This window comes from Massilia glaciei, assembly GCF_003011895.2.
In the GTDB taxonomy this organism is placed as follows: Bacteria; Pseudomonadota; Gammaproteobacteria; order Burkholderiales; family Burkholderiaceae_D; genus Telluria_A; species Telluria_A glaciei.
Genome location: NZ_PXWF02000235.1, coordinates 1 through 24,113, shown reverse-complemented (window position 1 = coordinate 24,113; position 24,113 = coordinate 1). Strand labels below are relative to the sequence as shown.

Below are 24,113 nucleotides of genomic sequence, written 5' to 3'. Positions count from 1 at the left end.
AGGGGGCGGATGCCGCCCTGAAGGTTGACAAAAATCAATGAGGCGGCCCCGCTTTTTCTCAATCATCTGACTTTGGCTGTGCCGTCCGGCGCTGCCCGCGCAGCCATTTCGCGTACGCAACTTGGGGAAACCATGGTTCAACTCATCGATGAGTTCATCACCGAACGCGCGCGCGGCACGCCCGGGGCGCAAGCCCTGGGCGGCGACGGCGCCTGCCTGTCATATATGGAACTGGCGCAGCGCGTCGGCGCCGCCGCGCACGGCCTGCTCGGGCTCGGCGTCAGGCGGCTCGAGCGCGTCGCCGTGTACCTCGAAAAGCGCGAGGAGGCGGTGGCGGCGCTGTTCGGCGCGAGCGCAGCCGGCGCCGTGTTCGTGCCGGTCAATCCGCAACTGCGGCCCGAGCAGGTCGCCTACATCTTGCAAGACAGCGGCGCGCGCGTGCTCGTGACCTCGCCGGGGCGGCTGGCCGGCCTGGCGGCCGCGCTGCCGGGCTGCCCCGACCTGCGCCACGTGATCGTCACCGGCGCGGACGCGCCGGCGCCGGCGGCGCTGCCTTCGGTCGCCGTCCACGCCTGGGACGCGCTGATGCGCGACGGCCAGGGCGCGCGCCACCGCTGCATCGACACCGACATGGCCGCCCTGATGTACACCTCGGGCAGCACCGGCAAGCCGAAAGGCGTGGTGCTGTCGCACCGCAACCTGGTGGCCGGCGCGCAGAGCGTCTCGGGCTACCTCGGCAACACGGAGCGGGACCGCATACTGGCGGTGCTGCCGCTTAGCTTCGACTATGGACTGAGCCAACTCACCACCGCCTTCGCCAGCGGCGCCTGCGCGGTGCTCATGAACTACCTGCTCCCCAACGACATCGTCTCGCAGGTCGCGCATGGGCGCATCACCGGCCTGGCCGCCGTGCCGCCGCTGTGGATCCAGCTCGCGCAGCTCGACTGGCGCGGCGCCGGGACGCTGCGCTACATCACCAATTCGGGCGGCGCCATGCCGCGCGCCACGCTCGACGCGCTGCGCCGGGAAATGCCGCGCGCCAGCGTGTTCCTCATGTACGGCCTGACCGAGGCGTTCCGCTCGACCTACCTGCCGCCCGATCAGCTCGCGCTGCGCCCCGATTCGATCGGACGTGCGATACCGAACGCCGAGGTGCTGGTGCTCAAGCCCGACGGCAGCGCGTGCGGGGTCGGCGAGCCTGGCGAGCTGGTGCACCGCGGCCCGCTGGTCGCGCTGGGCTACTGGAACGACCCGGCGCGCACCGCCGAGCGCTTCCGGCCGCTGCCGGCTGCGCCCGGCCTGGCGCTGCCCGAGCTGGCGGTGTGGTCGGGCGACACCGTGCGCGCCGACGCCGAGGGGTATTTGTATTTCATCGGGCGCACCGACGAGATGATCAAGACCTCCGGCTACCGGGTCAGCCCGACCGAGGTCGAGGAGGTCGTGTACGCGAGCGGCCTGGTGGCCGAGGCGGCCGCGCTGGGCGTGCCGCATCCGGTGCTGGGGCAGGTCATCGCGCTGTTCGCGACGCCGCGCGCCGGCGCCGAGGTCGACGTCGCCGCGCTGCTGACGGCCTGCCGCGCGGCGCTGCCCGGCTACATGGTGCCGGCGATGGTCGAACTGTCGCCCGGGCCGCTGCCGCGCAACCCCAACGGCAAGATCGACCGCCGCCTGTTGGGCCAGGAACTGGCCCACCGGCTGGCCTGGGGAACGCCATGAGCGCGGCCCTCGACGACATGATTGGGGCGTGCGCGGGCGCGCCCGTGGCCGCGCCCGCGCACGCGCCCATGGACGGCTTCGCGGTGCACGCGGACTGCCTCCAGATCGGCGGCATGGACCTGACCATGCTCGCCGAGCGGGTCGGACGCACCCCGTTCTACGCCTACGAGCGGGCCTCCATCAGGCGGCGCGTGGCCGCCCTGCGCGCAGCGCTGCCGGCCGGCCTGCGCCTGCACTACGCGATGAAGGCCAATCCGATGCCGGCCCTGTTGGCGCTGATGGCCGATCTGGTCGACGGCATCGACGTCGCCTCGGGCGGCGAGCTTCAGGGCGCGCTCGACACCACCATTTCGCCATCGCGCATCAGCTTCGCCGGGCCCGGAAAATCCGACCCCGAATTGCGCCGCGCGGTCGCCGCCGGCGTGCTGGTCAACGTCGAATCGGGGCAGGAGCTCGAGCGCGTGGCGCTGGCCGGGGAGCGGCTCGGGCGCACGCCGCGGGTGGCGCTGCGGGTCAATCCGGACTTCGAACTCAAACACGCGGGCATGAAGATGGGGGGCGGCGCGCGCCAGTTCGGCACCGACGCTGAGGCGGTGCCCGAGCTGCTGCGCCGCGCCGGCCAGCTCGGGCTCGACTTCGAGGGCCTGCACATCTTCAGCGGCGCCCAGAACCTGTCGGCCGCCGCGCTGGCCGAGGCGCAGGAGAAAAGCGTGCGGCTGGCGCTGCGGCTGGCGCGCGCGGCGCCTTCGCCGCTGCGCACGCTCAACATCGGCGGCGGCTTCGGGGTGCCGTATTTTCCCGGCGAGCGCGCGCTCGAGCTGGGCGCGCTCGGCGCCTCGCTGCAGGCGGCGCAGGCGCTGCTCGAGTGGGAGTCGCCGCAGACCGAACTGGTGGTCGAGCTGGGCCGCTTCCTGGTGGCCGAGGCGGGCCTCTACGTGTGCCGCGTGCTCGAGCGCAAGAGCTCGCGCGGCAAGGTGTTCCTGATCACCGACGGCGGCCTGCACCACCACCTGGCCGCGTCGGGCAATTTCGGCCAGGTCATCCGCAAGAACTACCCGGTCGCCATCGGCAACAAGATGCGCGGCGACGCGCGCGAGCGCGTCAGCGTGGTCGGCCCGCTGTGCACCCCGCTCGACCTGCTGGCCGACAACCTCGAGATGGCGCGCGCCGAGGCCGGCGACCTGGTGGTCGTGTTCCAGTCGGGCGCCTACGGCCTCTCGGCCAGCCCCACCGCCTTCCTCGGGCACCCGGCGCCGCCCGAGGTGCTCGTATGAGCGGCCTGTGCGGCTGGTTCTCGCGCGAGCCGGCGGCGCTGCCGATCAGCCAGATGGCGGCGCCGCTGTGGCGCTTCGACAACGCCCCGCTGCGCACCGCGACCCATTCGGCCGGCTCGGTGGCGCTGGCGGCCGGCCCCGACTGCGCCCGCATGTACCACGAGGACGGGCTCCTGATCGCGATGTGGGGCGAGCGCGTCGACGGCCTGGCGCAGCTCTGGCGCAGCCACGGCGCCCAGGCCTGCGCGGCGTTGACCGGCGCGTTCGCCTTCGCCATCCTCGACGAGCGGCGCGGCGAGGCCTTCCTCGCGATCGACCGCAGCGGCACCCGGCCCCTGTGCTACCAGCTGGTCGGGCGCACGCTGGTGTTCGCCTCGTCGGCCGACTCGCTGATCCAGCATCCGGGGGTGTGCCGCGACATCAGCGCGCAGGCCATCTACAACTACCTGTACTTCCACAACGTGCCCAGCCCCGATTCGATCTACAAGGGCCAGCGGCGCCTGCAGCCGGGCGAGTACGTGCATTTCCGCAGCGGCCGGCTCGAGCGCGGGCGCTACTGGAAGATCCAGTTCCACGAGCGCGAGACGCTCGGCTTCGCCCAGCTCAAGGACGAATTCCTCGACACCGTGCGCGCCTCGGTGCGCGCCAGCCTGGGCGGGCAGGGCGCCGGCGCCTTCCTCAGCGGCGGCACCGACAGCTCGACCATCGCGGCCATGCTCGGGCAGGCCGGCGGCAACCGCGCGCGCACCTATTCGATCGGCTTCGACGTGCCCGGCTACGACGAACTCGACTACGCGCGCCTGGTGGCGCGCCACTTCGACCTCGACCACCACGAGCGCTACGTGGGCGCCGGCGACGTGGCCGAGGCGGTGCCGCGCATCGCCGCCGTGTTCGACCAGCCGTTCGGCAACGCATCGGCCGTCCCCGCCTATTATTGCGCACAGATGGCGCGCGACGACGGCGTGCTGCGCCTGCTCGGCGGCGACGGCGGCGACGAGCTTTTCGGCGGCAACGAGCGCTACGCGCGCCAGGCCCTGTTCGCGCTCTACGAGAAGATCCCGTCGGCGCTGCGCCAGCTGCTGATCGAGCCGCTGCTGTTCCGGCTCGGCGGGCGGCTCGACATCGGCCTGGTCAACAAGGCGCGCAGCTATGTCGAGCAGGCCCTGGTGCCGCTGCCGGCGCGGCTCGAGACCTACAACCTGCTGCAGTGCTACGGCGGCAAAAACGTGCTCGATCCGGAGCTGTTCGCCCAGATCGACCCGAGCGCGCCGCTCGACGCGCTCACCCGCTGGTACTGGCAGACGGCCGGCTGCAGCCAGCTCAACCAGATGCTCGCGCTCGACATGCAGTACACCCTGGCCGACAACGACCTGCCCAAGGTGAACCGCGCGTGCGAGCTGGCAGGCGTGGAGGCCGCGTTTCCGCTCCTGGGCGACGCGGTGGTGGCTTTTTCGGCGCGGCTGCGGCCCTGCGACAAGCTCAAGGGCACCAAGCTGCGCCACTTCTTCAAGCAGGCCCTGCGCGAGACCCTGCCGCGCGCGGTGATCAACAAGAAGAAGCACGGCTTCGGCCTGCCGTTCGGGCACTGGCTGCAGACGGACGATCGGCTGCGGGCGCTGGCCTACGACAGCCTGAGCGATCTCAAAGGGCGCCACATCGTGCGCGCCGACTTCGTCGACGAGCTGCTCTCGCACAAGGTGGCCGAGCATCCGGCCTACCACGGCACCATGGTCTGGGTGCTCATGATGCTCGAGCAATGGCACGCGCAGCGGCGCCACGGCGGCCCGGCCGCGTCGACACAAACGAGGACGGGCCATGAACCGCGAACCTGCAGGCAGTGAGCCCGGCTGGAACACCGGCGGCCACGCCGATTTCTACGACCGCTGCGAGGCCCAGAGCGCGGGCGTGGCGGCGCTCGAGCGCTTCGCGGCGATCCAGGCGGCCGTGATGCGCGCGCTGGGCGCGCCGACGCGCCCGCTCAACGTGGCCGACATCGGCTGCGGCGCCGGCACCCAGAGCCGCCTGTGGGCCTCCGCAGGGCACCGGGTGGCCGGCGCCGACATCAACGCCGCGCTGATCACGCTGGCGCGCCGGCGCGCGCTCGAGGCGGGGCAGGAGATCCGCTTCGAGCTCGCCTCGGCCACTGCGCTGCCGTGGCCCGAGCGCTCGATGGACCTGTGCCTCGCGCCCGGCCTGCTCGAGCATGTCGACGACTGGCGCGCCTGCCTGGCCGAAATGGCGCGCGTGCTAAGGCCCGGCGGCGCGCTGTATCTGAGCACCAACAACAAGCTTTGCCCGCTGCAGGACGCGTTCGCACTGCCGCTGTACGCGTGGTATCCGGGCTGGCTCAAGCGCCGCTGCGTGCGGCTGGCGCGCACCACGCGGCCCTCGCTGGCCGGCCATGCGACCTACCCGGCGCTCAACTGGTTCACCTACTACGGGCTGCGCGCCGACCTAGCGCGCCACGGCATGGACAGCCTGGACCGTTTCGACATGATCGACCCGCGGCGCCTGCGCCGCTTCCAGCGGCCCGCCTTTGCGCTGCTACGGGCGCTGCCGCCGCTGCGCTTTTGCGCCCATGTGCTGACCCCCTGCACGGCGCTGCTGGCGTTCAAGCGGCCGGCATGAACAGGTTGCCGCCCATGCGCAGCAGGAAGCGGCTGCTGCCGCGGTCCCACGGCGTGAAGCGGGGCAGCTCGAACGGGTCGGTGTCGGCGCGCGCGGCGCCCCAGGTGGTGGTGACGGCGGCCTCGAAGCCCTGGGTGCGCAGCATGTTGGCGTGGCGCTTCTCGAAGTCCCGTCCCGGCTTGCCGTTGGGGTAGGCGAACAGGCGCACCGGCGCCTGGATGATCTCCTCGAGGCGCGCGCGGCTGTTGCCGATCTCGCGCCGCGCGTCCGCGTTCGAGATCTTGGTCAGGATCGGGTGGTTGACCGTGTGCGCGCCGATCTCCATGCCGGCTCGGTGCAGCGCGATCACCTGGTCGGAGCTGAGCATGGTGGGCGCGAAGCGGCGCGCCATCGACCGCACGCGCGCCTCGCGCTCATCGGTGGGAAGGTACTTGAGGGCGTTGATCAGGGTGTCGATGACGGCGCGGCGGCGCTGCGGGCAGCTGATGTCGAAGCTGCCGAAGCCGCTGCGCGAGAGGTTCAGGCGCCCCCCCGGCGCGTTGCGCACCACCTCGATGACGGCGTCGTTCCACATGCAGCCGCCGTCGAGGAAGCCGCTGGCGATGAAGAACGTGGCCGGCACCCGCAGCCGCTGCAGGATCGGCAGCGCCACCTCGGCGTTGTCGGCGTAGCCGTCGTCGAAGGTGATGCAGGCGGCGCGGCTGGGCAGGGTGCGCTCGCGCAGGCGGCGCACCGCCTCGGCCAGCGGCAGCAGGTGGAACCAGCGCCCCAGCAGGCGCAGGTGCTGCTCGAAGCGGCGCGCGTCGACCTCCTCGGGAAACAGCGGGTCGGGCCGGGCCAGCACCCGGTGGTAGATCAGGATCGAGAGCGGGATTTGCATGTCAGGCCTTGGCGCTTGCCAGTTGTCGTTCGACCAAAACGCGGGTCGCCACGATGGCGCCCATCAGGTAGTAAGGCACGTCGAAATAGAGCAGGCTCAGGAAGGCGCCGCCGACCGCGAAGCCGACCAGGCTGATCTGGGTCATCGCGGCCAAGCTGGCGGCCCAGTCGAGCTCGGCGTGGCCGGCGGCGCGGCGGATGATCACGCTGGCGCTGCGCCAGGTGCTCCAGTTCAGCAGCAGGTACAGGCCGAGTCCGATGAAGCCGTGCTCGCCGAGCACCTGGAAGTAGATGCTGTGGGCCGCGTGCACCGCGTTCGGGTTGGCCGCGTAGATGGCGAACACGGTCGCGTCGGAGATCTCGAAGCCGCCGCCGAACAGGCGGTCGCGCGCCAGGTTCCACGCCATGCGCCAGGCGTTGATGCGGCCCTGGGCCGAGGCGTCCATGTCGTAGTTCTGGATCGAGTCCATCCGGTCGCCCCACTGCTCGGGCATAAACAGCAGCAGCAGCGGCGCGGCGCACAGCAACACGCCGCCCATGACCGCCTTTTTGCCGCTTTTGAGCCACCAGTAGAGGACCATGGCGGCGATGGCCAGCAGGCCGCCGCGCGAATACGAGCCGAGCGCGGCGAGCGCGCACAGCAGCATGGCGCCGTCGAGCCCGCGGCGCAGCCAGCGCTGGGGGCTGTTCTGGCGCAGGTGGAACATGAGCGGGATGATCATGATGAGCGCGAGCGCGATGGCGTTGTTGTCGCCGATGAAGGTCTGCTCGGGGCCCCAGACGCGCTCGCCGCCGCCGTTGCGCAGCGTGAAAATGCCGCCTTTGATGCCGTAGTAGCCGAGCGAGATGGCCAGCACCCAGACCAGCCGGTGGACGTCGCGGCGCGACTTGATGAGCATGATGCACACGAACGTCATGAGCATTATCTTCATGACCTTCTGCCACTGCCGGATCGAGTCGTCGAGAAAGATCGAGAACGGCAGCGTCACGTTCATCCACACCACGAAGGCGAGCAGCGTGAGCGTGACCGGGGTCCAGGGCATGGCGCGCGGCTCGCGCGTGAAGGCTAGGCTCAGCAGCGTGGTCAGCGCTATGACCATGGCGAACGGGAACGCGGTGGCGAAGCCCCAACCCTGGGTGTGCGGGTTCATCACGCTGATCCACACCCACATCAGGGCGCCGTTGACGGGCGAGCGCAGGATCAGCGGCAGCGACCCGAGAACGATCAGTGTAACGAGGATGTCGCGCATGGTCTGGAACTCCTTGACGCCCGTCAATCGGGCGGCGGAATGCATCGGTACACTGCATTGTTAGGTTCAGGCAATACTAGATCAGGGGAGGTGCGGGCTTGTTGACCGTTCTCATGGCTACTTGCAATGGTGCGGCGACCCTGCCAAAAGTGCTGGCCGCCTATTGCGCGCTGCATCCGCCCGGGGACGGCTGGTCGCTGATCGTCGTCGACGACGGCGGCGCCGACGTAACCGCCGAACTGCTCGCCTCGTTCGCCTCGCGCCTGCCGCTGCGCTGCGTGCGGCGCGCGCGCGGCGGCAAGAGCGCCGCGCTCAACGAGGCCATCGCGCTCGCGCTCGAGGGAGGCGCCGATCTGTTCGTGTTCACCGACGACGACGCGAGCCCCGAACCCGATTGGCTGCTGCGGCTCGACGCGTGCGCGCGCGCGCATCCCGATTACGCCGTGTTCGGCGGCGCCATCGTGGCCGACTGGGGGCGGGCGCCCCCAGAATGGGTGCTGCGGCTGGTGCCGCTGGGGGTCACGTTCGCCATCACCGACGTGGCCGAGGGGCCGGTGTTTCCGGGGCTGGTGTGGGGCGCCAACATGGCGGTGCGGCGCGCCGTGTTCGAGGCCGGCCACCGCTTCGACGAGCGGCTCGGGCCGGGCGCGGGCGCCTACGCGATGGGCTGCGAGACCGAATTCAACCGGCGGGTGGCCGCCGCCGGCCACCGCGCCTGGTTCTGCGCCGGGGCGAAGGTGGCCCATTTCATCCGGCCGCACCAGCTCGCGGCGGACAGCATTTTGCGGCGCGCCTTCCGGCACGGGCGCGGCGCCCGGGTGCAGGAGGGCGCCGACCCGTCGCCGCGCCTGTTCGGCGTGCCGCGCTGGATGCTGGCCAAGGCGGCTCGCGAGCTGCTGGGCGTGGCGCGCGCGCTCGCCGCGCGCGACGCCGACGCCGTTTTTTTGCGGCGCTGGGAATGGCACTACCTGCGCGGCTTCATCTTCCAGGCCTGGTTCGGGCGGCCCGCGCCGCCGCCCAGGGGCGCGCGGGTGCTGATCACGAGCTGCTCGGGCGAATTGGGCGGCATGGAGCTGCGCATGGCGCAGGAGGCGCGCCTGCTGGCCGGCGCCGGCCATGCGAGCATGCTCGCCACGCCGCGCTTCGCCGGGTTCAACCAGCTCGCCGCCGGCCTGCGCGCCGACGGCATCGCCGCCACCGTGTTCGACCCGCCCCAGTTTTTCGAGCGCTGGCGCTGGCGCCGCACCAACAAGCTGCGCGCCGAGTTGTTCAGCGCGCCGCAGCTGCGCCGCTTCCGCGCCGATCTGGTGCATGTGGCCTTTTGCTGGACCAGCTATGGCGCCTCGGCGCTGTGGTTGGCGCATCACTGCAAGCTGCCGCTCGTGCTCAGCGTGCACAACGCGTTTCCGCCGGCCGAGTTCCACCCCTGGCACGCGGCCCTGTACCGCGAGGCGTTCGGCTCGGTGCGCGGGGTGTACGCGGTCTCGGTCTCTGCGCTCGAGCACTTCATGGCCAGCTTCGGCCCCTATCTCGCGCCGGCCACGCGCCTGTGCGTGATTCCGAACAGCGTCGACACCGCGCGCTTTTATCCATCGCCGGCGCGCCGCCTGGCCGCGCGCGGGCGCCTCGGGCTGGCGCCGGACGCGCTGGTGATCGGCGCGGTGGGGCGGTTGTCGCCGCAAAAACGGCCCGAGGCGCTGATCGCGCTGGTGGCGGCGCTGCGCGGGCGCTTTCCTGCGCTGCGCCTGGTGCTGGCCGGGACCGGCCCGCTCGAGGCGCAATTGAAGCGGCAGGTGGCGCTGAAGGGCTTGTCCGGCCACGTCATATTCACCGGCTTCGTCGGCGCGGTCGAGGAGATCCTGCCCGCGTTCGACCTGCACCTGCTGCTAAGCCGCAATGAGGGCTTCGGCATCGCGACCATCGAGGCGATGGCCTGCGGCGTGCCGGTGGTGGGCACCGACGTGCCGGGCACCGCCGACATCCTGCGCCTTAGCATGGGCGGGCTGCTGGTGCCGCTCGGCGACGCGGACGCCACCGCCGCCGCGGTCGCCTCGCTGCTGGCCGACCCGGCGCGGCGCGCCCTGATGGGCCAACACGCGCGCGCCGAGATGGAGAACGGCTACACGCCGGCCATCCTGCGCGCGCGCGTGCTCGATTTCTACGCCGGGCTGCTGCCATGAACGGCACCTGCGGCGCGCTCGCCTTCTCGTTCGTCGAGAAGTACGCGCTCGTGCTGCTCGCGCTGGCCGGCGCCATGATCCTGTCGCGCCTGCTCACGCCCGACGAGATCGGCGTGGTCTCGGTCGGCGCGGTGCTGCTCGGGATCGTGCAGGTGCTGCGCGACTTCGGCGTCGGCCAGTACGTGATCCAGGCGCGCAGGCTGGACCGCCGGCGCCTGCGCGCGGTGCTCGGGGTCAGCTTCCTGTTCGCCTGGCCGCTGGCGGCGCTGGTGGCGGCGTTGAGCTGGCCGCTGGCGCGCTTTTACGCCGAGCCGCGGCTGGCGCCCGTGCTGCAGCTGTTGGCGGTCAACTTCGTGCTGATCCCGTTCACGGCGATCACGCTGCCGGTGCTGCGCCGCCAGTTGCGCCTCGGCGCCATCTGCGCGATCAACCTGGCCCACGGCGTGTGCAATTTCCTCGTCGCCGTGGCGCTGGCGTGGAGCGGCTTCGGCTTCCTGAGCCTGGCGCTGGCGTCGGTCGCGGCCACCGTCGCCGCGTTGTGCGTGAGCCTGGCGCTGCGCCCGCGCGAGCTGCCGTGGCTGCCCGCGCGCGCCGGCATGGGCCGGGTGATCTCGTTCGGCGCCTACGCCACCGGCGGCACCCTGATCGACGAGGCCGGGGTCGCCGCGCCCGACCTGATCATCGGGAAGGTGATCGGCATGGGCGGGGTCGGGGTGTTCAGCAAGGCGGTCGGGGTGCTGTCGGTGTTCCACCAGGCGATCACCAGCGCGGTCTCGCCGGTGGTGTTCCCGCTGTACGCGGCGCAGGCGCGCGACGGCGGCGACGCCAGCGCCGCCTATCTGCGCACGGTCAGCTACATGACCGCGTTCGCGTGGCCGTTCTACGCGTTCGTGGCGCTGATGGCCCTGCCCCTGGTGCGGCTGTTGTATGGCAACCAGTGGGACGCGGCGGCCCCGCTGGTGCGGATCATGTGCCTGTCCTCGGCGCTGTACAGCCTCTCGAGCATGGCGCGCTACCTGCTGGTGGCCACCGGAGGGGTCAAGGCGCAGGCGCGCATCGACGCGCTGGCCGTGCCGGTGCGGATCGCCCTGCTGCTGGCGGCGGCGCCGTTCGGCCTGGCCGCGCTGGCGTGGGCCGTGGTGGCCGGCACCGTGGTGCGCGCCGCGCTCATCTTGCGCAGCGTGGCGCGCCACAACCGGATCGGTTGCTGGCGCCAGGCGCGCGCCGGTTCGGGCAGCGCGGCGCTGGCGGCGCTGACCAGCGCCGCGCCCGCGTGCGCGCTGCTGGCGTTGCCGGCGGGAGCGGGCCAACTGGCCGCGGCCGCCGCCGGATCTCTGCTCCTGTGGCTGGCGGGGCTCGCGCTGCTGGGCCATCCGCTGCGCGCCGAGCTGACCCTGGCGCGGCGCAAGCTGGCGGCCGCATTCCCACACTGACCGGAGGCGCCATGCGAATCGGCATACTGTCCTATCCCATGCTGTTCCAGCGCGAGGGGGGGCTCCAGATCCAGGTGCGCGAAACCATCGCCGCGCTCAACCGGATCGAGGGCCACGGCCGGCGCAAAGTCTCGGTCGAACTGCTCGACCCGTGCCGCTCGCGCCTGGGCGACTTCGACCTGGTCCACGTGTTCGCGGCCACCAACGGCAACCACCGCATCGTCGAGGCGGCCGCCGAACTGGGCGTGCCGGTGGTGTTGTCGCCGCTGATCTCGCCGGGCTGGAACCGCGCCAGCGGCGGCTGCGCGCGCGTCGCCGAGCGCCTGATCGGCCGCCTGACATCATGGAACGTGCAGACCAGCTACGCGCAGATGCGGCGCGCGCTGCAGATGGCGAACCTGGTGGTGGCGCTGGGCGAGGCCGAGCGGCGCGCGATCAACGCCGCGTTCCTGATCGAGGACAGCAAGATACGGGTCTTCCCGAACGGGATCAGTCCGCATTTCTTCAAGTCCGGCGCCGACCACTTCCGCCGGCACACCGGCATCGGGGGCGATTTCGTGCTCATGGCCGGCGCCATCTCGCCCTACAAGAACCAGCTCGCGATGGCGCACGCGCTGGCCGACCTGAAGCTGCCCTTCGTTCTGATCGGCCAGGCGCAGGAGTGCGACCGTGACTACCTGCGGCGGGTGCGCAACGTGTGCGGCGTGACCTGGCTCGGGCCGCTGCGCCACGACGACGCGCTGCTCGCGAGCGCCTACGCGGCCGCCTCGGTGTTCGTGCTGCCCAGCCAGGGGGAGGTGTTTCCGCTGTCGGTGCTCGAGGCCCTGGCCAGCGGCACGCCGGTGGTGATGACGGCCGAAAGCGCGCTCGAACTGCCCGACAGCGAGTTCGCGCTCAAAAAGGTGCGCTGGGACGACACCGCCGCGCAAAAGCGGGCCGTGCTCGGGCTGGTCGGCGCGCCGCCGCCGCGCGAGCTGGTGCGCGCTCTGGTGCGCCGTTTCACGTGGGAGCGCGTGGCCGGCCAGATCGCCGGCTGCTACGCCGACGTGCTGTCGGCGCCGGCGCGGCGCGACGGGGGAGAGCGGCTTGCTGTTTAACTCGTTCAGCTTCCTGTTCCTCTACCTGCCGCTGGTGCTGGCGGGCTTCTTCGTGCTCGGGCGGACCAGTCCGCGCTGGGCCGCCGTATGGCTGGGGATGGCCTCGCTCGCGTTCTACGGGGTCGGGAGCGCGCGCCACGTGCCGCTGCTGCTGGCCTCGATCATGTTCAACTTCGCCGCCGCGCGCGCCATCACTCACGCCGCCGGGACCGCGCGCCGGCGCGTGCTGCTGGCCGCGGTGGCGGCCAACCTGGCGCTGCTGGCCTACTATAAATACGCCAATTTTTTCCTCGGCGCGGTCGGCGCGCAGTCGCAGCTGGCCATAATTCTGCCGGTCGGGATCTCGTTTTTCACGTTCACGCAGATTGCTTTTTTGGTCGACTGCCACCGGCGCGAGGCGAGCGAGGTGCGCTTTAGCCACTATTTTCTTTTCGTCAGCTACTTCCCGCATCTGGTGGCCGGACCGGTGCTGCACCACAAGGAGATGATGCCGCAGTTCGCCGACGCGCGGAACTACCGGCCGCTGGCGGCCAACTTCGCCATCGGGATGTCGATCTTCGTCGTCGGCCTGGCCAAGAAGGTGCTCATCGCCGACAACCTCTCGCCGCTGGCGGGACCCGTGTTCGCCGCCGGGGCCCATCCGCAGATGATCGAGGCCTGGGTCGGGGTGCTGGCCTACACGTTCCAGCTGTATTTCGATTTTTCGGGCTATTCGGACATGGCGATTGGCTTGTCGCGCATGTTCGGCGTCAAGCTGCCGCTCAACTTCAACGCGCCGCACAAGGCGCTCGACATCGGCGCGTTCTGGCGCCGCTGGCACATGACGCTGTCGCGCTTTTTGCGCGACTACCTGTATATAGCGCTTGGGGGAGGGCGCCTCGGGCGGCTCAAACGCTACCGCAACCTGATGCTCACCATGCTGCTGGGCGGCTTGTGGCATGGCGCCGGCTGGACCTTCGTGGCCTGGGGCGCGCTGCACGGCGGCTTCCTGGTGTTGCACCATTGCTGGCAGGCCTGGGGCGGGTTCAGGCTGGCGCCACTGGCGGCGCAGGCGCTCACCTTCCTCGCCGTCATGCTGGCCTGGGTGTTCTTCCGCGCGCCCGATTTCGGCACCGCCTTCGACATCCTCGGCGCGCTGGCCGGCGCCAACGGCGTGTCGCTGCCGCGCGCCTTCGCGCCGCTGGCGCAGTGGCTCCCCGGCGCGGTCGGATTCGACGGCCTGCGCTGGATCGAACTGGTCGGACTGGGCCTGCCGGCGCTCGCGCTGGCCGCCGTGCTGGCCTTTTTCGCGCCGACGACGCAGGAAATATTCTGTCATTACGAGCCCGCTTTTGAACGAATATTGCATCGGCCGGCGCGCCAGTGGATCACCTGGCGGCCGCGCCCGGCATGGGGGCTCGGCTTCGCCGGCTTGTTCATCGTCTGCGTGCTGAGCATGAACCGCGTCAGCGAATTCCTTTACTTCCAGTTCTGAGGGCGGCCATGCGCACCTACCTGACCGTGTTTTACTGTGCCAGCGGCTTGGCGATCGGCGGCGTGGCAGCGCTCAATTACATCGTCGATCCGCATCTGACGCACCAGTGGGATTCGCCGCGGGTGCAGCAATTGCGCCCGGCGCGCGAAAAGCTCAGCGCCTGGGGCAAAACCTATGCGTTGGCGCGCTACCGGCCGCAGGTGCTCTACCTGGGCAATTCACGCACCGAGCTGGCGCTGCCGGCGGGCGTGCCCGCGTTCGCGGGGCAGACCGTGTTCAACGGCGCGCTGTCGGGCGCCTCGCTCGGCGACGCCGCCGCCATGGCCCTGCACGCGCGCCGCGTCGGCCGGCCCGCCACCGTGGTCTGGGGCGTCGACGCGCCCTCGTTCTCGCTGGCGGTGGGCGCCGATTTCGACCGCGAGCTGGTCGCCGGCGGCGGCCACTTCTTCGCCCACCGCGGCTTGATCAACCTCAAGCGCGCCCTCACGCTCGACATGACGCAGGACTCGCTGAGCGTGCTGGCCGGCTCGTTCGGCGCGGTTTGCAAGTCGAGCCTCGCGCTCTACGGGCAGCGCGACGAACGCTGCATCAACGACCACATGCAGCACTGGGGCGGCACCAGCGCGGCGGTGGCGCCGCGGCTGCGCGAGTTCATTCGCGGCGAGGGGCCGACCGCCGACGCGCTCGAAGCCTTCGGCGTGGCGGTGCGCCAGATGTGCGGGGACGGCACGCGGGTGCGCCTGTACATCAATCCGACCCACGCGAGCATGCTCGACGCGCTGTACCGGCGCGGCAAGGGCGGCGCCCACGAACGCTGGCAGCAGGCGCTGGCGCGGATGGCGCAAACGCGCCGGCGCGAGGGCTGCGACACGCGCCTGTTCGATTTTTCGGGATTCAACTCGATCACGACGGAGCCGCTGGCGCGCTCGCGCGCCGGCCCCCAGATGGTCCACTATTGGGAGCCGTCGCACTACCGCGCCAATGTCGGGCGGATGGTCATCGCGCGCATTTTCGGCGGGGCCGGCGACGCCGCGCCGGCCGACTTCGGGGTTGAACTAAGACCTGAGATGATGAAGGCGCACCTGGCAAACCAGCTTGAGGGCGTGGCGCGCTACCGCCGGCAGCATGCGCGCGACGCCGAGTTGGTGCGCCTGCTGGCAGCCGAAGAGGCGCGCGCCAAGGCCCGGGGGATTTGATAAACCATCAAGGCACCATGGCCGGATTGGCGCGCATGACGGCGCAGCCCTTCTCGCACTCGCGGGTGCTGAAGGCGAGCGCCGGAAACTCGTCTTTCCAGCGCGAGAGGATGGCCTGTTCCTCAGGCCGCGCGGCGTCGTCGAGGAACACGGCCGCGTTGGGCGCGAGCAGGGGGAACAGGGCCGGGCCGGCCGGGTAGCGCGCCAGCGCGCCGGTGTCCTTGGGCGGGCCGTCGATCGCCAGCATGTCGATGGCCAGGCCGGGCGGCAGGGCGTCGCGCGCGTACCAGAGGCGTTCGGGCGCGCCGGCGGAAAATCCGCGCAGCGGCGCGAGCAACACCACGGCGAACTCGCCCAGGCCGTGGCGCGCCAGCTCGGCGCGCGTCTTTTCCGCGTACACCGGGTCGTGCTCGAGGCTGTAGACCCGGCCGGCGCCGTTGATCTGCATGCAGCGCGCCAGCACCAGGGTCGAGGCGCCGCTGCTGCACTCGACCACGGTGAGCGGTTTTTCCAGCAGCGCGTGGCGCGTCAGCTGGGCCAGGAAGTCGGGCGAGGCCGACCAGCCGCGGGTGGGCGGCAGGCTTTTGCTCAGTCCGAGGTCGTGGTAGAGGCCGATCAGCGCCTCGAACTGGCGGAACACGGCCGCCGTGTCGGTCTGCGCCTGTCCGCGCGAGGAGTACAGCAGCAGATGGACGTTGCGCAGCTTGTGCAGGATGCGCATGCAAATGACCAGAAGCGAGACGATCAACAGCACCGTGGTAATCGGAAACATGGCTACCCCCCCTAGGATAATTTGACGTGGCTGACCACATAACGGAATTTGCCCGAGGGGTCGGGGGCGATCGCGCCGACCTCGTCGATCAGCACCGTGACCCCGGCCCCGAGCCTGGCTTTGAAACCGGATTCGATCCGCGCGCGCAAGGTCGCGCCGAGCGCCGGCATGGCCACGACCACCACGCGCGTGAGCGCGACGCTCTCCTGGACGATCTTGAAGGCGCGCACCTGCGGCAGGTCGCGCAGGATGTAGATCAGCGCCAGCCCGTGCATCACGGTGCCGTCCTGCGCATGCAGGAAGTCGGTGCTGCGGCCCTCGATCCGCTCGAGCAGGGGCAGGGTGCGCCCGCACGGGCAGGGCGTGCGCCCGAGCGCGCCGACGTCGCCGGTGGCGTAGCGGATGAACGGATAGTCGCGCGTGGCCAGGTGCGTGACCACGATCTCGCCGGACTCGCCGTCGGGCAACGGCTGCCCGCCGGGGCCGAGGATCTCGACGATGATGTCCTCGGCCGTCACATGCATGCCGCCGGCCGGGCATTCGTGCGCGATGAAGCCGGCGTCGCGCCCGCCGTAGCCGTTGGCGACGGCGCAGCCGAACGCCTTGCCGATCAGGGCGCGCTGGTCGTCGTAGAGCCGCTCGGAGGTCACGAACGCGACCCGGATCCCGAGGTCGTCGAGCGGCACCCGGCGCGCGCCCGCGTGGCGCGCGATCAGGCTCAGGGACGATGGATAGCCGAACAGCATGGCCGGGCGCAGCTTGCGGATGCGGGCGACGTATTTGTCCAATTTGGCCGACGACATGTCGAACGCCGGGATCAGGGTCGTGCGCAGCAGCCGGTCGCGCATCTGGCGCATCCGGTCCTGGGCCGCCAGTTCGATCGGCGAGCCCCACACCACCACCTCGCGCTCGCCGATGTCGACATCCCACCAGCGCGTGGCGCGCCATTTGGCCGCGACGTCGTGCGCCACGCGCTCCTTGCCGATGAAGAAGACGAGCGGCTCGCCGCTCGAGCCGCCCGTGTTCGAGCGCGCCAGCGGCGGCGCCACGTCCGACTTGAAGCTGCCGGCGTGGGTGCGCAGGTCGTCCTTGCGCAGCACCGGAAGCCGGCGCAGATCGAGCAGGCTCTCGATGTTGTGCGGGTCGAAGCCGGCGCGCGCGAACAGGCGCCGGTAGTAGGGCACGTGCGCGTGCGCGTGCTGCGCGAGCGCGCACAGTCGTTCGAGCTGGATCTGGCGCAGCTGTGGAAGGCTGGCCCACTGGGACCGCTCCATCTCGCGGCGCAGGGCCACGCTCCGGTGGCGCTTGCACAGCTCCTGCAGTGGAAACAGCAGTCCCGCCACCAGCGAGCCGTAAAAATCGCGCCGTCCACGCGCCAGCACGCGCCGGTATTGCGCCTCGAGCAGCGGGCCGACCCGGTTCCAGTCGAAGCGCGCCGCCAGCTCGAGCCCGGCGGCGCGCAGGGCGTCTGCGCGCGGGCGGTCGTGCACCAGGCGGATCACGGCATGGGCCAGCGCGATCGGGTCGCCCGGCGCCACCAGCACGGCGCTGACGTCGTGCTCGAGCAGGTCGGGGATGCCACCGACATTGGTGCTCACCACCGGCACCCCGCAGGCCAGCGCCTCGAGCACCGAGACCGGCATATTGTCGGCCAGGCTGGGGTTGATGACGATGTCGGCGCAGCGGTACAGCGCGGCCATGGCGGCGTTGTCGAGGCGGCCGGTGAAGTGCACCGACTCGAGCACCTCAAGCTCGCGCGCCAGTTTTTCGAGCGCGGCGCGCTCGGCGCCCTCGCCGGCGACCACCATGGTGGTGCCGGGGCAGGCCTGGCGCACCAGCGCCAGCGCGCGCAGCGCGCACGCGTTGTCGTAGATCGGCTCCAGATTGCGCGCCACGAGCAGCGTGGGCGCGGCCGGCTGCGCCCGCCTGCACGGTGAAAAGCGTTTCAGGTCGATGATGTTGGGGACCACGTGCGGCTGGCAGCCGCGCCGCCCGAACACGCGCGCCAGGTAGACCGAGGGCACGATCAGCGCGTCGGCCAGGCGCATCGTCGGCATCACCAGCAGGCGCTGGCGCAGCAGGAACCTGTCGGCCTCGCCGCCGCGGTAGTTGACGATCACGCGCACCCCGCGCAGTCGTGCGATCCAGATCGCCGGCGCCGCGTACACGTGCCACGACCAGCCGGAATTGGCCATGATGTGGAACAGGTCGACCCGGGGGGCGGCGCGCCACAGGCGCAGCATGTATGGCAGCAGCCGGCACAGGGCGCGCAGGCCGCGCACCCGCTCGAGCATGGGCGGCAGCGGCCGGTTGAGCGCGACCAGTTCGACGCAGGCGCCGCCGGCCAGCAGCAGTTCGCACAACTGGAGCGTCTGGTTGGCCATCCCGCCGGCCGGCGGCGGCACGGGGCCGACCAGCCCGATGCGCATCCCGCTAAAGCTCATCGTCCGCTCTTTCGCTCGAGCAGGGCCCCGTACAGCGGCGCGTAGCGCGCCACGCTGGCCGACCAGGTGCGTTCGCTTTCGACGAAGGCGCGGGCCGCCTCGCGCAGCCCCTGCCAGCGCCACGGCGAGGCCAGCAGCGCGAGCACGGACTCGGCCAGCGCGGCGGCGCTGCCGGCGTCGAACAGGATGCCGGTCTTGTTGTGGGTGATCAGTTCGCGGTGGCCGCCGACGTTGGAGGCGAGCACCAGGCGGCCCTGGGCCATCGCCTCGAGCGGTTTGAGCGGCGTGACCAGCTCGGTCAGGCGCATCCGCAGGCGCGGGTAGACCAGCATGTCGATCAGCGCGTAGTAGGCGCCGACCTGGTCGTGGCCGACGCGGCCGGTGAAGACGACCCGCGCGGCCACCCCCAGTTGCGCCACGCGTTCGCGCAGGCGCGCCTCCTGCTGCCCGCCGCCGACCAGCAGCACGCGCATCGTGGGACAGGTTTGCAGCATCAGGGGGAGCGCCTCGAGCAGCACCTCGAGGCCCTCGTAGGCGTAGAACGAGCCGATGAAACCGAGCACCGGCCCGTCGTCCAGGCCGAGGCGGCGCGCCAGTGCCTGGTCGCGCGGCTCGGCATTGCCGAAGCGGCGCAGGTTGACCGCGTTCGGGATCACCGTGATGCGATCGCGCGCGATGCCGCGCGACTCGATCTCGGCGCGCAGGCCCTCGCAGATGGTGGTGACGGCGTCGACCCGGCGCGCGGCGTAGGTCTCGAGCGCGCGCGAGAGGCGGTAGCGCACCCCGTTCTTGCTGCTGGTGCCATGGTCGACCGCCGCGTCCTCCCAGAACGCCCGGATCTCGTAGACCACCGGCAGGCCGAGGCTGCGCCCGGCGCGCAGCGCGGCGAGCGCGTTGAGCGAGGGCGAATGGGCGTGCAGCACGTCGGGCCGGGTCAGTTTGGCCACGTGGCGCACGCGCCGCGCCAGCGCGTCGACCAGCGCCAGGTGGTTGAGCACCGGCAGCCTGGCCCAGGGCGCGCCGCTGGGCGCGGTGCGGAAGAAGTGCCAGCCGTCGATGCTGCGCTCGCCCGACCCGGCAGCCCCCTGTTTCGGGCCGGTCAGCTGGATCGTGTGCCAGCCGAGCGCGCGCTGCTGTTTGAGGATCGACAGGGTTCGGAACGCGTAACCGCTGTGCAGGGGGACGGAATGGTCGAGGATGTGCAGGATTCGCATGGCTCCATGTTCCGCATGTTTTGGCACGGGGCTGTTGCGTTCGATCAAGAGTTGCGATGCGGCCAATGCTGTTGTGCGGCGCGCAGCAGCGTGCGCGCGATCGAGCCGCGCAGCGCCGGCGCCCGCGGCAGGGCCGGCACCAGCGCCGGATCGAGCTCGCGGAACAGCGTGGTGGCGAACTTGCCGCGTTCGGCGTCGAGCAGGCGGCACAGCGACTCGAAGCGTCCGATGACGCGCCAGTCGGGCGCCGGCGTGTGCGGCGGGGAGCGTCCCCTAAGCAGCTCGAAGCTGTGCAGCACGATCACGAAGCTGTACCAGCGCGCCTCCCACGCCGCCATCAGCGCGGCGCGCATCTCGGCGAACGAGCAGGCGCACAGCTGCGCGTGGCGGCGGTGGCGCGGATAGTCGCCAAAGCTCGATACCGGGAACTCCCAGACGCCGTGCACGCGGGCCGGCTGCTCGAGCACGGGCGCGCGCAGAAAGTCCGGGTGCAGGCAGGTCGGGTTGTAGCTGCTGTCGAAGGCGAGGCCGCACGCGGCCAGCGCGCGCAGGGTGTCGGCGTTGGCGCCGAAGCTGCCGGCGCGGAAGGCGCACACGGGCGCGGCCCCGGCCCGCGCTAGCCGCGCCGCGCCCGAGCCGATCAGGGCGGCCTGCTGGTCCACGCTGAACTGGTGCATGAACTGGCGGTGGCGCCCAGGCAGCGCGGCGTCTTGCAGGTCGCCGAGCCATTCGGTGTGCAGGTGCAGTTGCACCTCGTGGCCGGCGCGCTGCACCTGGTCGACCACTTTCTCGAGCGGCGCCCGGCCGATCCGCGCGGCCGCGAGCGGTTCGACGAAGAAGCAGGCCTTCAGGCCGTGGCGGCCGAGCATGGCGAGCTGGTAGCCCACCCCGAACTCGCCCTCGCCGGTGGCGCCGTCGAGGTAGAGCGCGCTCTCGCGCGCGAAGTCGGTGCGCCCGGCGGCGATCGGCGTGCGCGGCCAGTCGGGCGCGTCGGGCCAGACCTCGGTGTCGACCGTGATGAAGACCTTCAACACAGTTGGCGCCTTCAGGCCGCGCGCGCGAGCGGCGTGCCTGCGGCCCGCAGCACGTTGCGCAGGAAGGCCTCGAACATAAGCAGCGACCACAGCGCCGCGCTGTGGTCGCGCCGCCCCGTTCCGTGCTGGGCCAGCATGGCGCCGATGCACGCCATATTGAAGATTCCTGTGTGCGCCAGCGTCGGGCCGAGCAGCGTGGCGGCCAGTTGCTGGCGCAGCGGGCCGCGGAACCAGTCCGCCAGCGGCACCGAGAACCCCATCTTGCTGCGGTAGAGCATCTGTTTCGGCAAGCGGGACTCGAGCGCCTTCTTGAACAGGTATTTGCCCTCGCCGCCGCGCAGCTTGAAGCCGGGCGGCAGGCCCGAGATCCACTCGACCAGTTCATGGTCGAGCAGCGGGACCCGCACCTCGAGGCCGTGCGCCATGCTGGCGCGGTCGACCTTGGTGAGGATGTCGCCCGGGAGGTAGGTCTTGAAGTCGAGGTACTGCACCAGCGACAGCGCGTCGGTGGCGGGGCACCCGGCGGCGTGTCGGCGCAGCACGTCGACGCAATCGTAGCCGCCCAACGCGCGTGTGAATTCGGGGCTGAACAGGCGCGCGCGCAGATCGTCGTCCATCAGCGAGACGGTGTGGAACCAGGCCGCCACGGTGTCGCGCGCGAGCGATTCGAACGTGGTCTTGGCGCGCAGCGGGCGCGGCGCCCAGTCGGCTTTGGGCCAGCTGCGTCCCAGCGCGCCGAACACCGGGCGGCGCAGACCGAGCGGCAGCAGCCGGCGCACCCGCTCCTCGTGCAGGTGGTAGCGGTAGCGGCGGTAGCCGGCCAGGTTCTCGTCGCCGCCGTCGCCCGACAGCGCCACCGTGACGTGCTCGCGCGCGAGCTGGCACAGGCGGTAGGTCGGCAAAGCCGAGCTGTCGGCGAACGGTTCGTCGTAGAGTGTGGCCAGCCGGTCGACCAGCGCGAAGTCCTGCTGCGCCACCTGCAGCGCGTGGTGGCGCGTGCCAAAGCGCCTGGCCACCTGCAGCGCGTAGCCCGATTCGTTGAAGCGCGGATCGCCGAACGAGATCGAGCAGGTGCTGACCGGATCGGGCATCAGATCGGCCATCAGTGCGACAATGGCGCTCGAGTCGACCCCGCCCGACAAAAACGCGCCGAGCGGCACCTCGGCCACGAGCCGGATCCTGACGGCCTCGCGCAGGCGCGCGATCAGCTCGTCGGCGGCGTCTTGCTCGCTCATGAAGGCGTGCGGCGCGAACGGCAGGTCCCAGTAGCGCCTGGGCGCGGCATGCGCGGCGCCGCGGCGCAGCGTCAGGCTGTGGCCGGGCGCCAGTTTGCCGACCTGGCGGAAGATGGTGCGCGGCTCGGGCACGTAGCCATAGGCGAAGTAATCTGCCACCGCGCGCAAGTCGAGCTCGCGCGCCACGCCGGGATGGGCCATCAGCGCCTTGAGCTCGGAGCCGAAGGCGCAGTGGCCGTCGGCCAGATGCGCGAAATACAGCGGCTTGACCCCGAGCCGGTCGCGCGCCAGGAACAGCACCTCGGCTTCGCGGTCCCACAGGCCGAACGCGAACATGCCGCGGAAGCGTTCGACGCAGCGTTGGCCCCATTGCTCCCAGGCGTGCACGATCACCTCGGTGTCGCAGCGGGTGCGGAAGCGGTGGCCGTGCGCTTCGAGTTCTTGCATGAGCTGCTGGAAATTGTAGATTTCGCCGTTGTAGACCACCACCACGCTGCCATCCTCGTTGAACAAGGGCTGGCGCCCGCCCTCGACGTCGATGATCGACAGGCGCCGGTGCGCCAGGCCTGCGCCGGCCTCGAGGTGGGTGCCGGCGCCGTCCGGGCCGCGGTGGCGCTGCGCCTGGTTCATGCGCTCGAGCAGCGCGGGATCGATCGCGCGGCGCGCGCTCAGGTCGACGAGTCCGGTGATGGCGCACATGGCGGTTCCTTTGGTTCTTGGCCGTTGCGGGCCAGGGCGTCGTACACGGCAAGGTAGCCGCGCGCCATGGCCGGCAGGCTGTGGGTGGCGATGATCTGGCTGCGCGCGCGCATGCCGTGGCGCGCGCCCATCTCGGGGATGCGGCAGTAGTCGGCGATGGCGGCGGCCATCAGGTCGGGCGAGCGCGGCGGCACCAGGATGCCGGTGAAGCCCGGGTGCACCAGTTCGGTGTTGCCGCCGACCGCCGTGGCGATCACGGGCAGGCCGCTGGCCATCGCCTCTAGGATGGTGTTGGAGCTGCCCTCGGCCAGCGACGGCAGCACGAACAGGTCCATCGCGCGCAGCAGTTGCGAGATGTCGCCGCGCTCGCCCGGCAGCCAGGCGCGGTGCGCGGCGCCGGCGCGCGCGAGCATGTCGAGGCATTCGGCGCGGGTCGGGCCGTCGCCCACGATGAGCAGGCGCATGCGCTGGTGCGCCGGATGGGGCGAGGCGATCAGGCGCAGGAAGGCCTCGACCAGGGTGGGGAAATTCTTGACGTCGACCATGCGCCCGACGCTGCCGATGACGAAGGCGTTGTCGCTCATGAAGCCCTCGGGGCCGACCGCGGCGGGCGGTCCCAGGCGCGGGTGGAACTGCACGCTGTCGACCCCGTTGGCGATCTGCGAGACCCGTCCCGGCTCGGCGCCGACGCTGTCGATGAGCCAGTGTTCGAGGTCGGCGCTGACGGCGATGAAGTGGCCGATCAGGGGCCGCAGCAGGCGCCGCAGCAGCTGGTACTTGAGGCGCTTGCCGTACAGGTCGAACATGTCGCGCCCGTGCTCGCCGTGCACGCGCAGCTTGACGCCGGCCAGCGCGGCCACCAGCTGGCCCTCGATCCCGCACAGGTTGCGGGTGTGGATGACGTCGGGCTGGAGCGCGCGTAGGGCGCGGAACATGCGCACGTAGTGGCCGAAGTCCTTGCCCTCGCGCTTGTTGAGGCTGATGATCTCGACCCCGCGCGTCTTGATGTGGGCATGGAAGTCGGAGTAGTCCTTGAGGCAGACGATGGCGTGGCGGTAGCGTTCGGGGGGCATGTGCTTGATCAGGTTGATCAGGCCGTTTTCGAGGCCGCCGACGTCGAGCTGGTGGATCAGATGCACCACCAGCCTCGGTTGTTCAGTTGACGCTGTCATGTTCGACTCCGCGCACTATGGATGGCCGCATGAGGATGAGAAAGCGGGTCAGCGCGGCCGCCGCCTGCTCCGGATTGTCGTCGAAGCTTGTGGCCACGACGATCTCGGTTCCGTCCTGGCGCAGCCGCAGCGCCTTGTGCGCGGCCAGCAAAATTTTGACGCGCGCCGCGCTGCTGGTCTCGATGCCCGACTGGCGGTACCAGCGCCACACCAGCAGCTTCTCGCCGCCGCGTTTGAGCACCGTCTGGCGCACGCTGAGCCTGTCCCGGTCCAGCGCGACGACGCGGATGCCGGCGCCGAGCTCGCGCCAGTCGCCGGCGAGGCGCGCGCCGCCGGCCGGCGCCAGCGCCGCCCCGGCGCGCTGATGCCGGTAGTGGCCGAGCTGCAGCACCACGTTGCGGCGATCGTCGAGGCGC

Annotated in this window: 18 protein-coding genes; 9 read left to right on the top strand and 9 right to left on the bottom strand. The window is 71.1% G+C overall.

The genetic code is table 11. The annotated features are described in order from the left end of the window. The first annotated feature begins 132 nt into the window (after positions 1-132). Genes C7C56_RS14445 through C7C56_RS14430 form a run of 4 tightly spaced genes read left to right on the top strand, consistent with a single transcriptional unit; the run spans position 133 to position 5,618 of the window. Positions 133-1,716 (top strand): acyl-CoA ligase (AMP-forming), exosortase A system-associated, encoded by a 1,584-nt coding sequence (locus C7C56_RS14445; RefSeq protein WP_106758076.1) that lies wholly within the window; start codon positions 133-135, stop codon positions 1,714-1,716. Further along, on the top strand, positions 1,713-2,990 hold the full coding sequence (locus C7C56_RS14440) for a pyridoxal-dependent decarboxylase, exosortase A system-associated (protein ID WP_229458778.1): 1,278 nt from the start codon (positions 1,713-1,715) through the stop codon (positions 2,988-2,990). The genes C7C56_RS14445 and C7C56_RS14440 overlap by 4 nt, the downstream gene beginning before the upstream one ends. Beyond that, complete coding sequence (locus C7C56_RS14435) at positions 2,987-4,831, top strand: asparagine synthetase B family protein (RefSeq protein WP_106758075.1); 1,845 nt, start codon at positions 2,987-2,989, stop codon at positions 4,829-4,831. Before C7C56_RS14440 ends, C7C56_RS14435 begins: the two co-directional genes overlap by 4 nt. Next, positions 4,806-5,618: a class I SAM-dependent methyltransferase gene (locus C7C56_RS14430; RefSeq protein ID WP_106758074.1), complete on the top strand. Its 813-nt coding sequence runs from the start codon at positions 4,806-4,808 to the stop codon at positions 5,616-5,618. The genes C7C56_RS14435 and C7C56_RS14430 overlap by 26 nt, the downstream gene beginning before the upstream one ends. On the opposite strand, the gene C7C56_RS14425 is transcribed toward C7C56_RS14430, so the two are convergent. Beyond that, on the bottom strand, positions 5,602-6,498 hold the full coding sequence (locus C7C56_RS14425) for a polysaccharide deacetylase family protein (RefSeq protein WP_106758073.1): 897 nt from the start codon (positions 6,496-6,498) through the stop codon (positions 5,602-5,604). The genes C7C56_RS14430 and C7C56_RS14425 overlap by 17 nt on opposite strands. Before the next feature lies 1 nt (position 6,499). Next, a complete protein-coding gene (locus C7C56_RS14420) occupies positions 6,500-7,792 on the bottom strand; it encodes a putative O-glycosylation ligase, exosortase A system-associated (RefSeq protein ID WP_229458777.1) in 1,293 nt (430 codons plus the stop codon). Between the two features lie 68 nt (positions 7,793-7,860). Here C7C56_RS14420 and C7C56_RS14415 point away from each other — a divergent pair, with 68 nt between their 5' ends. The 5 genes from C7C56_RS14415 to C7C56_RS14395 are packed head-to-tail and all read left to right on the top strand — an operon-like array spanning position 7,861 to position 15,127. Next, the gene (locus C7C56_RS14415; RefSeq protein WP_106758072.1) at positions 7,861-9,927 is read left to right on the top strand and encodes a glycosyltransferase; all 2,067 of its coding nucleotides are present in this window, start codon (positions 7,861-7,863) and stop codon (positions 9,925-9,927) included. Continuing rightward, complete coding sequence (locus tag C7C56_RS14410) at positions 9,924-11,360, top strand: oligosaccharide flippase family protein (protein WP_106758071.1); 1,437 nt, start codon at positions 9,924-9,926, stop codon at positions 11,358-11,360. The genes C7C56_RS14415 and C7C56_RS14410 overlap by 4 nt, the downstream gene beginning before the upstream one ends. Before the next feature lie 11 nt (positions 11,361-11,371). Next, the gene (locus C7C56_RS14405) at positions 11,372-12,457 is read left to right on the top strand and encodes a glycosyltransferase family 4 protein (RefSeq protein ID WP_106758070.1); all 1,086 of its coding nucleotides are present in this window, start codon (positions 11,372-11,374) and stop codon (positions 12,455-12,457) included. Continuing rightward, positions 12,447-13,931: an MBOAT family O-acyltransferase gene (locus C7C56_RS14400; RefSeq protein WP_106758069.1), complete on the top strand. Its 1,485-nt coding sequence runs from the start codon at positions 12,447-12,449 to the stop codon at positions 13,929-13,931. The genes C7C56_RS14405 and C7C56_RS14400 overlap by 11 nt, the downstream gene beginning before the upstream one ends. An 8-nt stretch (positions 13,932-13,939) precedes the next feature. Beyond that, the gene (locus C7C56_RS14395; protein WP_106758068.1) at positions 13,940-15,127 is read left to right on the top strand and encodes a hypothetical protein; all 1,188 of its coding nucleotides are present in this window, start codon (positions 13,940-13,942) and stop codon (positions 15,125-15,127) included. Positions 15,128-15,134: 7 nt separating this feature from the next. Here C7C56_RS14395 and C7C56_RS14390 read toward each other — a convergent pair whose 3' ends face one another. The 7 genes from C7C56_RS14390 to C7C56_RS14360 all read right to left on the bottom strand — a co-directional run. Next, on the bottom strand, positions 15,135-15,899 hold the full coding sequence (locus C7C56_RS14390) for a class I SAM-dependent methyltransferase (protein WP_106758067.1): 765 nt from the start codon (positions 15,897-15,899) through the stop codon (positions 15,135-15,137). Positions 15,900-15,910: 11 nt separating this feature from the next. Then, complete coding sequence (locus C7C56_RS14385) at positions 15,911-18,343, bottom strand: glycosyltransferase (protein WP_106758066.1); 2,433 nt, start codon at positions 18,341-18,343, stop codon at positions 15,911-15,913. Continuing rightward, the gene (locus C7C56_RS14380; RefSeq protein WP_106758065.1) at positions 18,340-19,557 is read right to left on the bottom strand and encodes a TIGR04063 family PEP-CTERM/XrtA system glycosyltransferase; all 1,218 of its coding nucleotides are present in this window, start codon (positions 19,555-19,557) and stop codon (positions 18,340-18,342) included. Before C7C56_RS14380 ends, C7C56_RS14385 begins: the two co-directional genes overlap by 4 nt. A gap of 44 nt (positions 19,558-19,601) precedes the next feature. Next, positions 19,602-20,591 (bottom strand): polysaccharide deacetylase family protein, encoded by a 990-nt coding sequence (locus C7C56_RS14375; protein ID WP_146204489.1) that lies wholly within the window; start codon positions 20,589-20,591, stop codon positions 19,602-19,604. Positions 20,592-20,602: 11 nt separating this feature from the next. Then, positions 20,603-22,525: an XrtA/PEP-CTERM system amidotransferase gene (locus C7C56_RS14370; RefSeq protein WP_106758063.1), complete on the bottom strand. Its 1,923-nt coding sequence runs from the start codon at positions 22,523-22,525 to the stop codon at positions 20,603-20,605. Next, the gene (locus C7C56_RS14365) at positions 22,495-23,697 is read right to left on the bottom strand and encodes a TIGR03088 family PEP-CTERM/XrtA system glycosyltransferase (RefSeq protein WP_106758062.1); all 1,203 of its coding nucleotides are present in this window, start codon (positions 23,695-23,697) and stop codon (positions 22,495-22,497) included. Before C7C56_RS14365 ends, C7C56_RS14370 begins: the two co-directional genes overlap by 31 nt. Then, positions 23,681-24,113, bottom strand: a 433-nt coding sequence (locus C7C56_RS14360; RefSeq protein WP_106758061.1) for an exosortase C-terminal domain/associated protein EpsI, incomplete at its 5' end; no start/stop codon positions are given. The genes C7C56_RS14360 and C7C56_RS14365, both read right to left, overlap by 17 nt.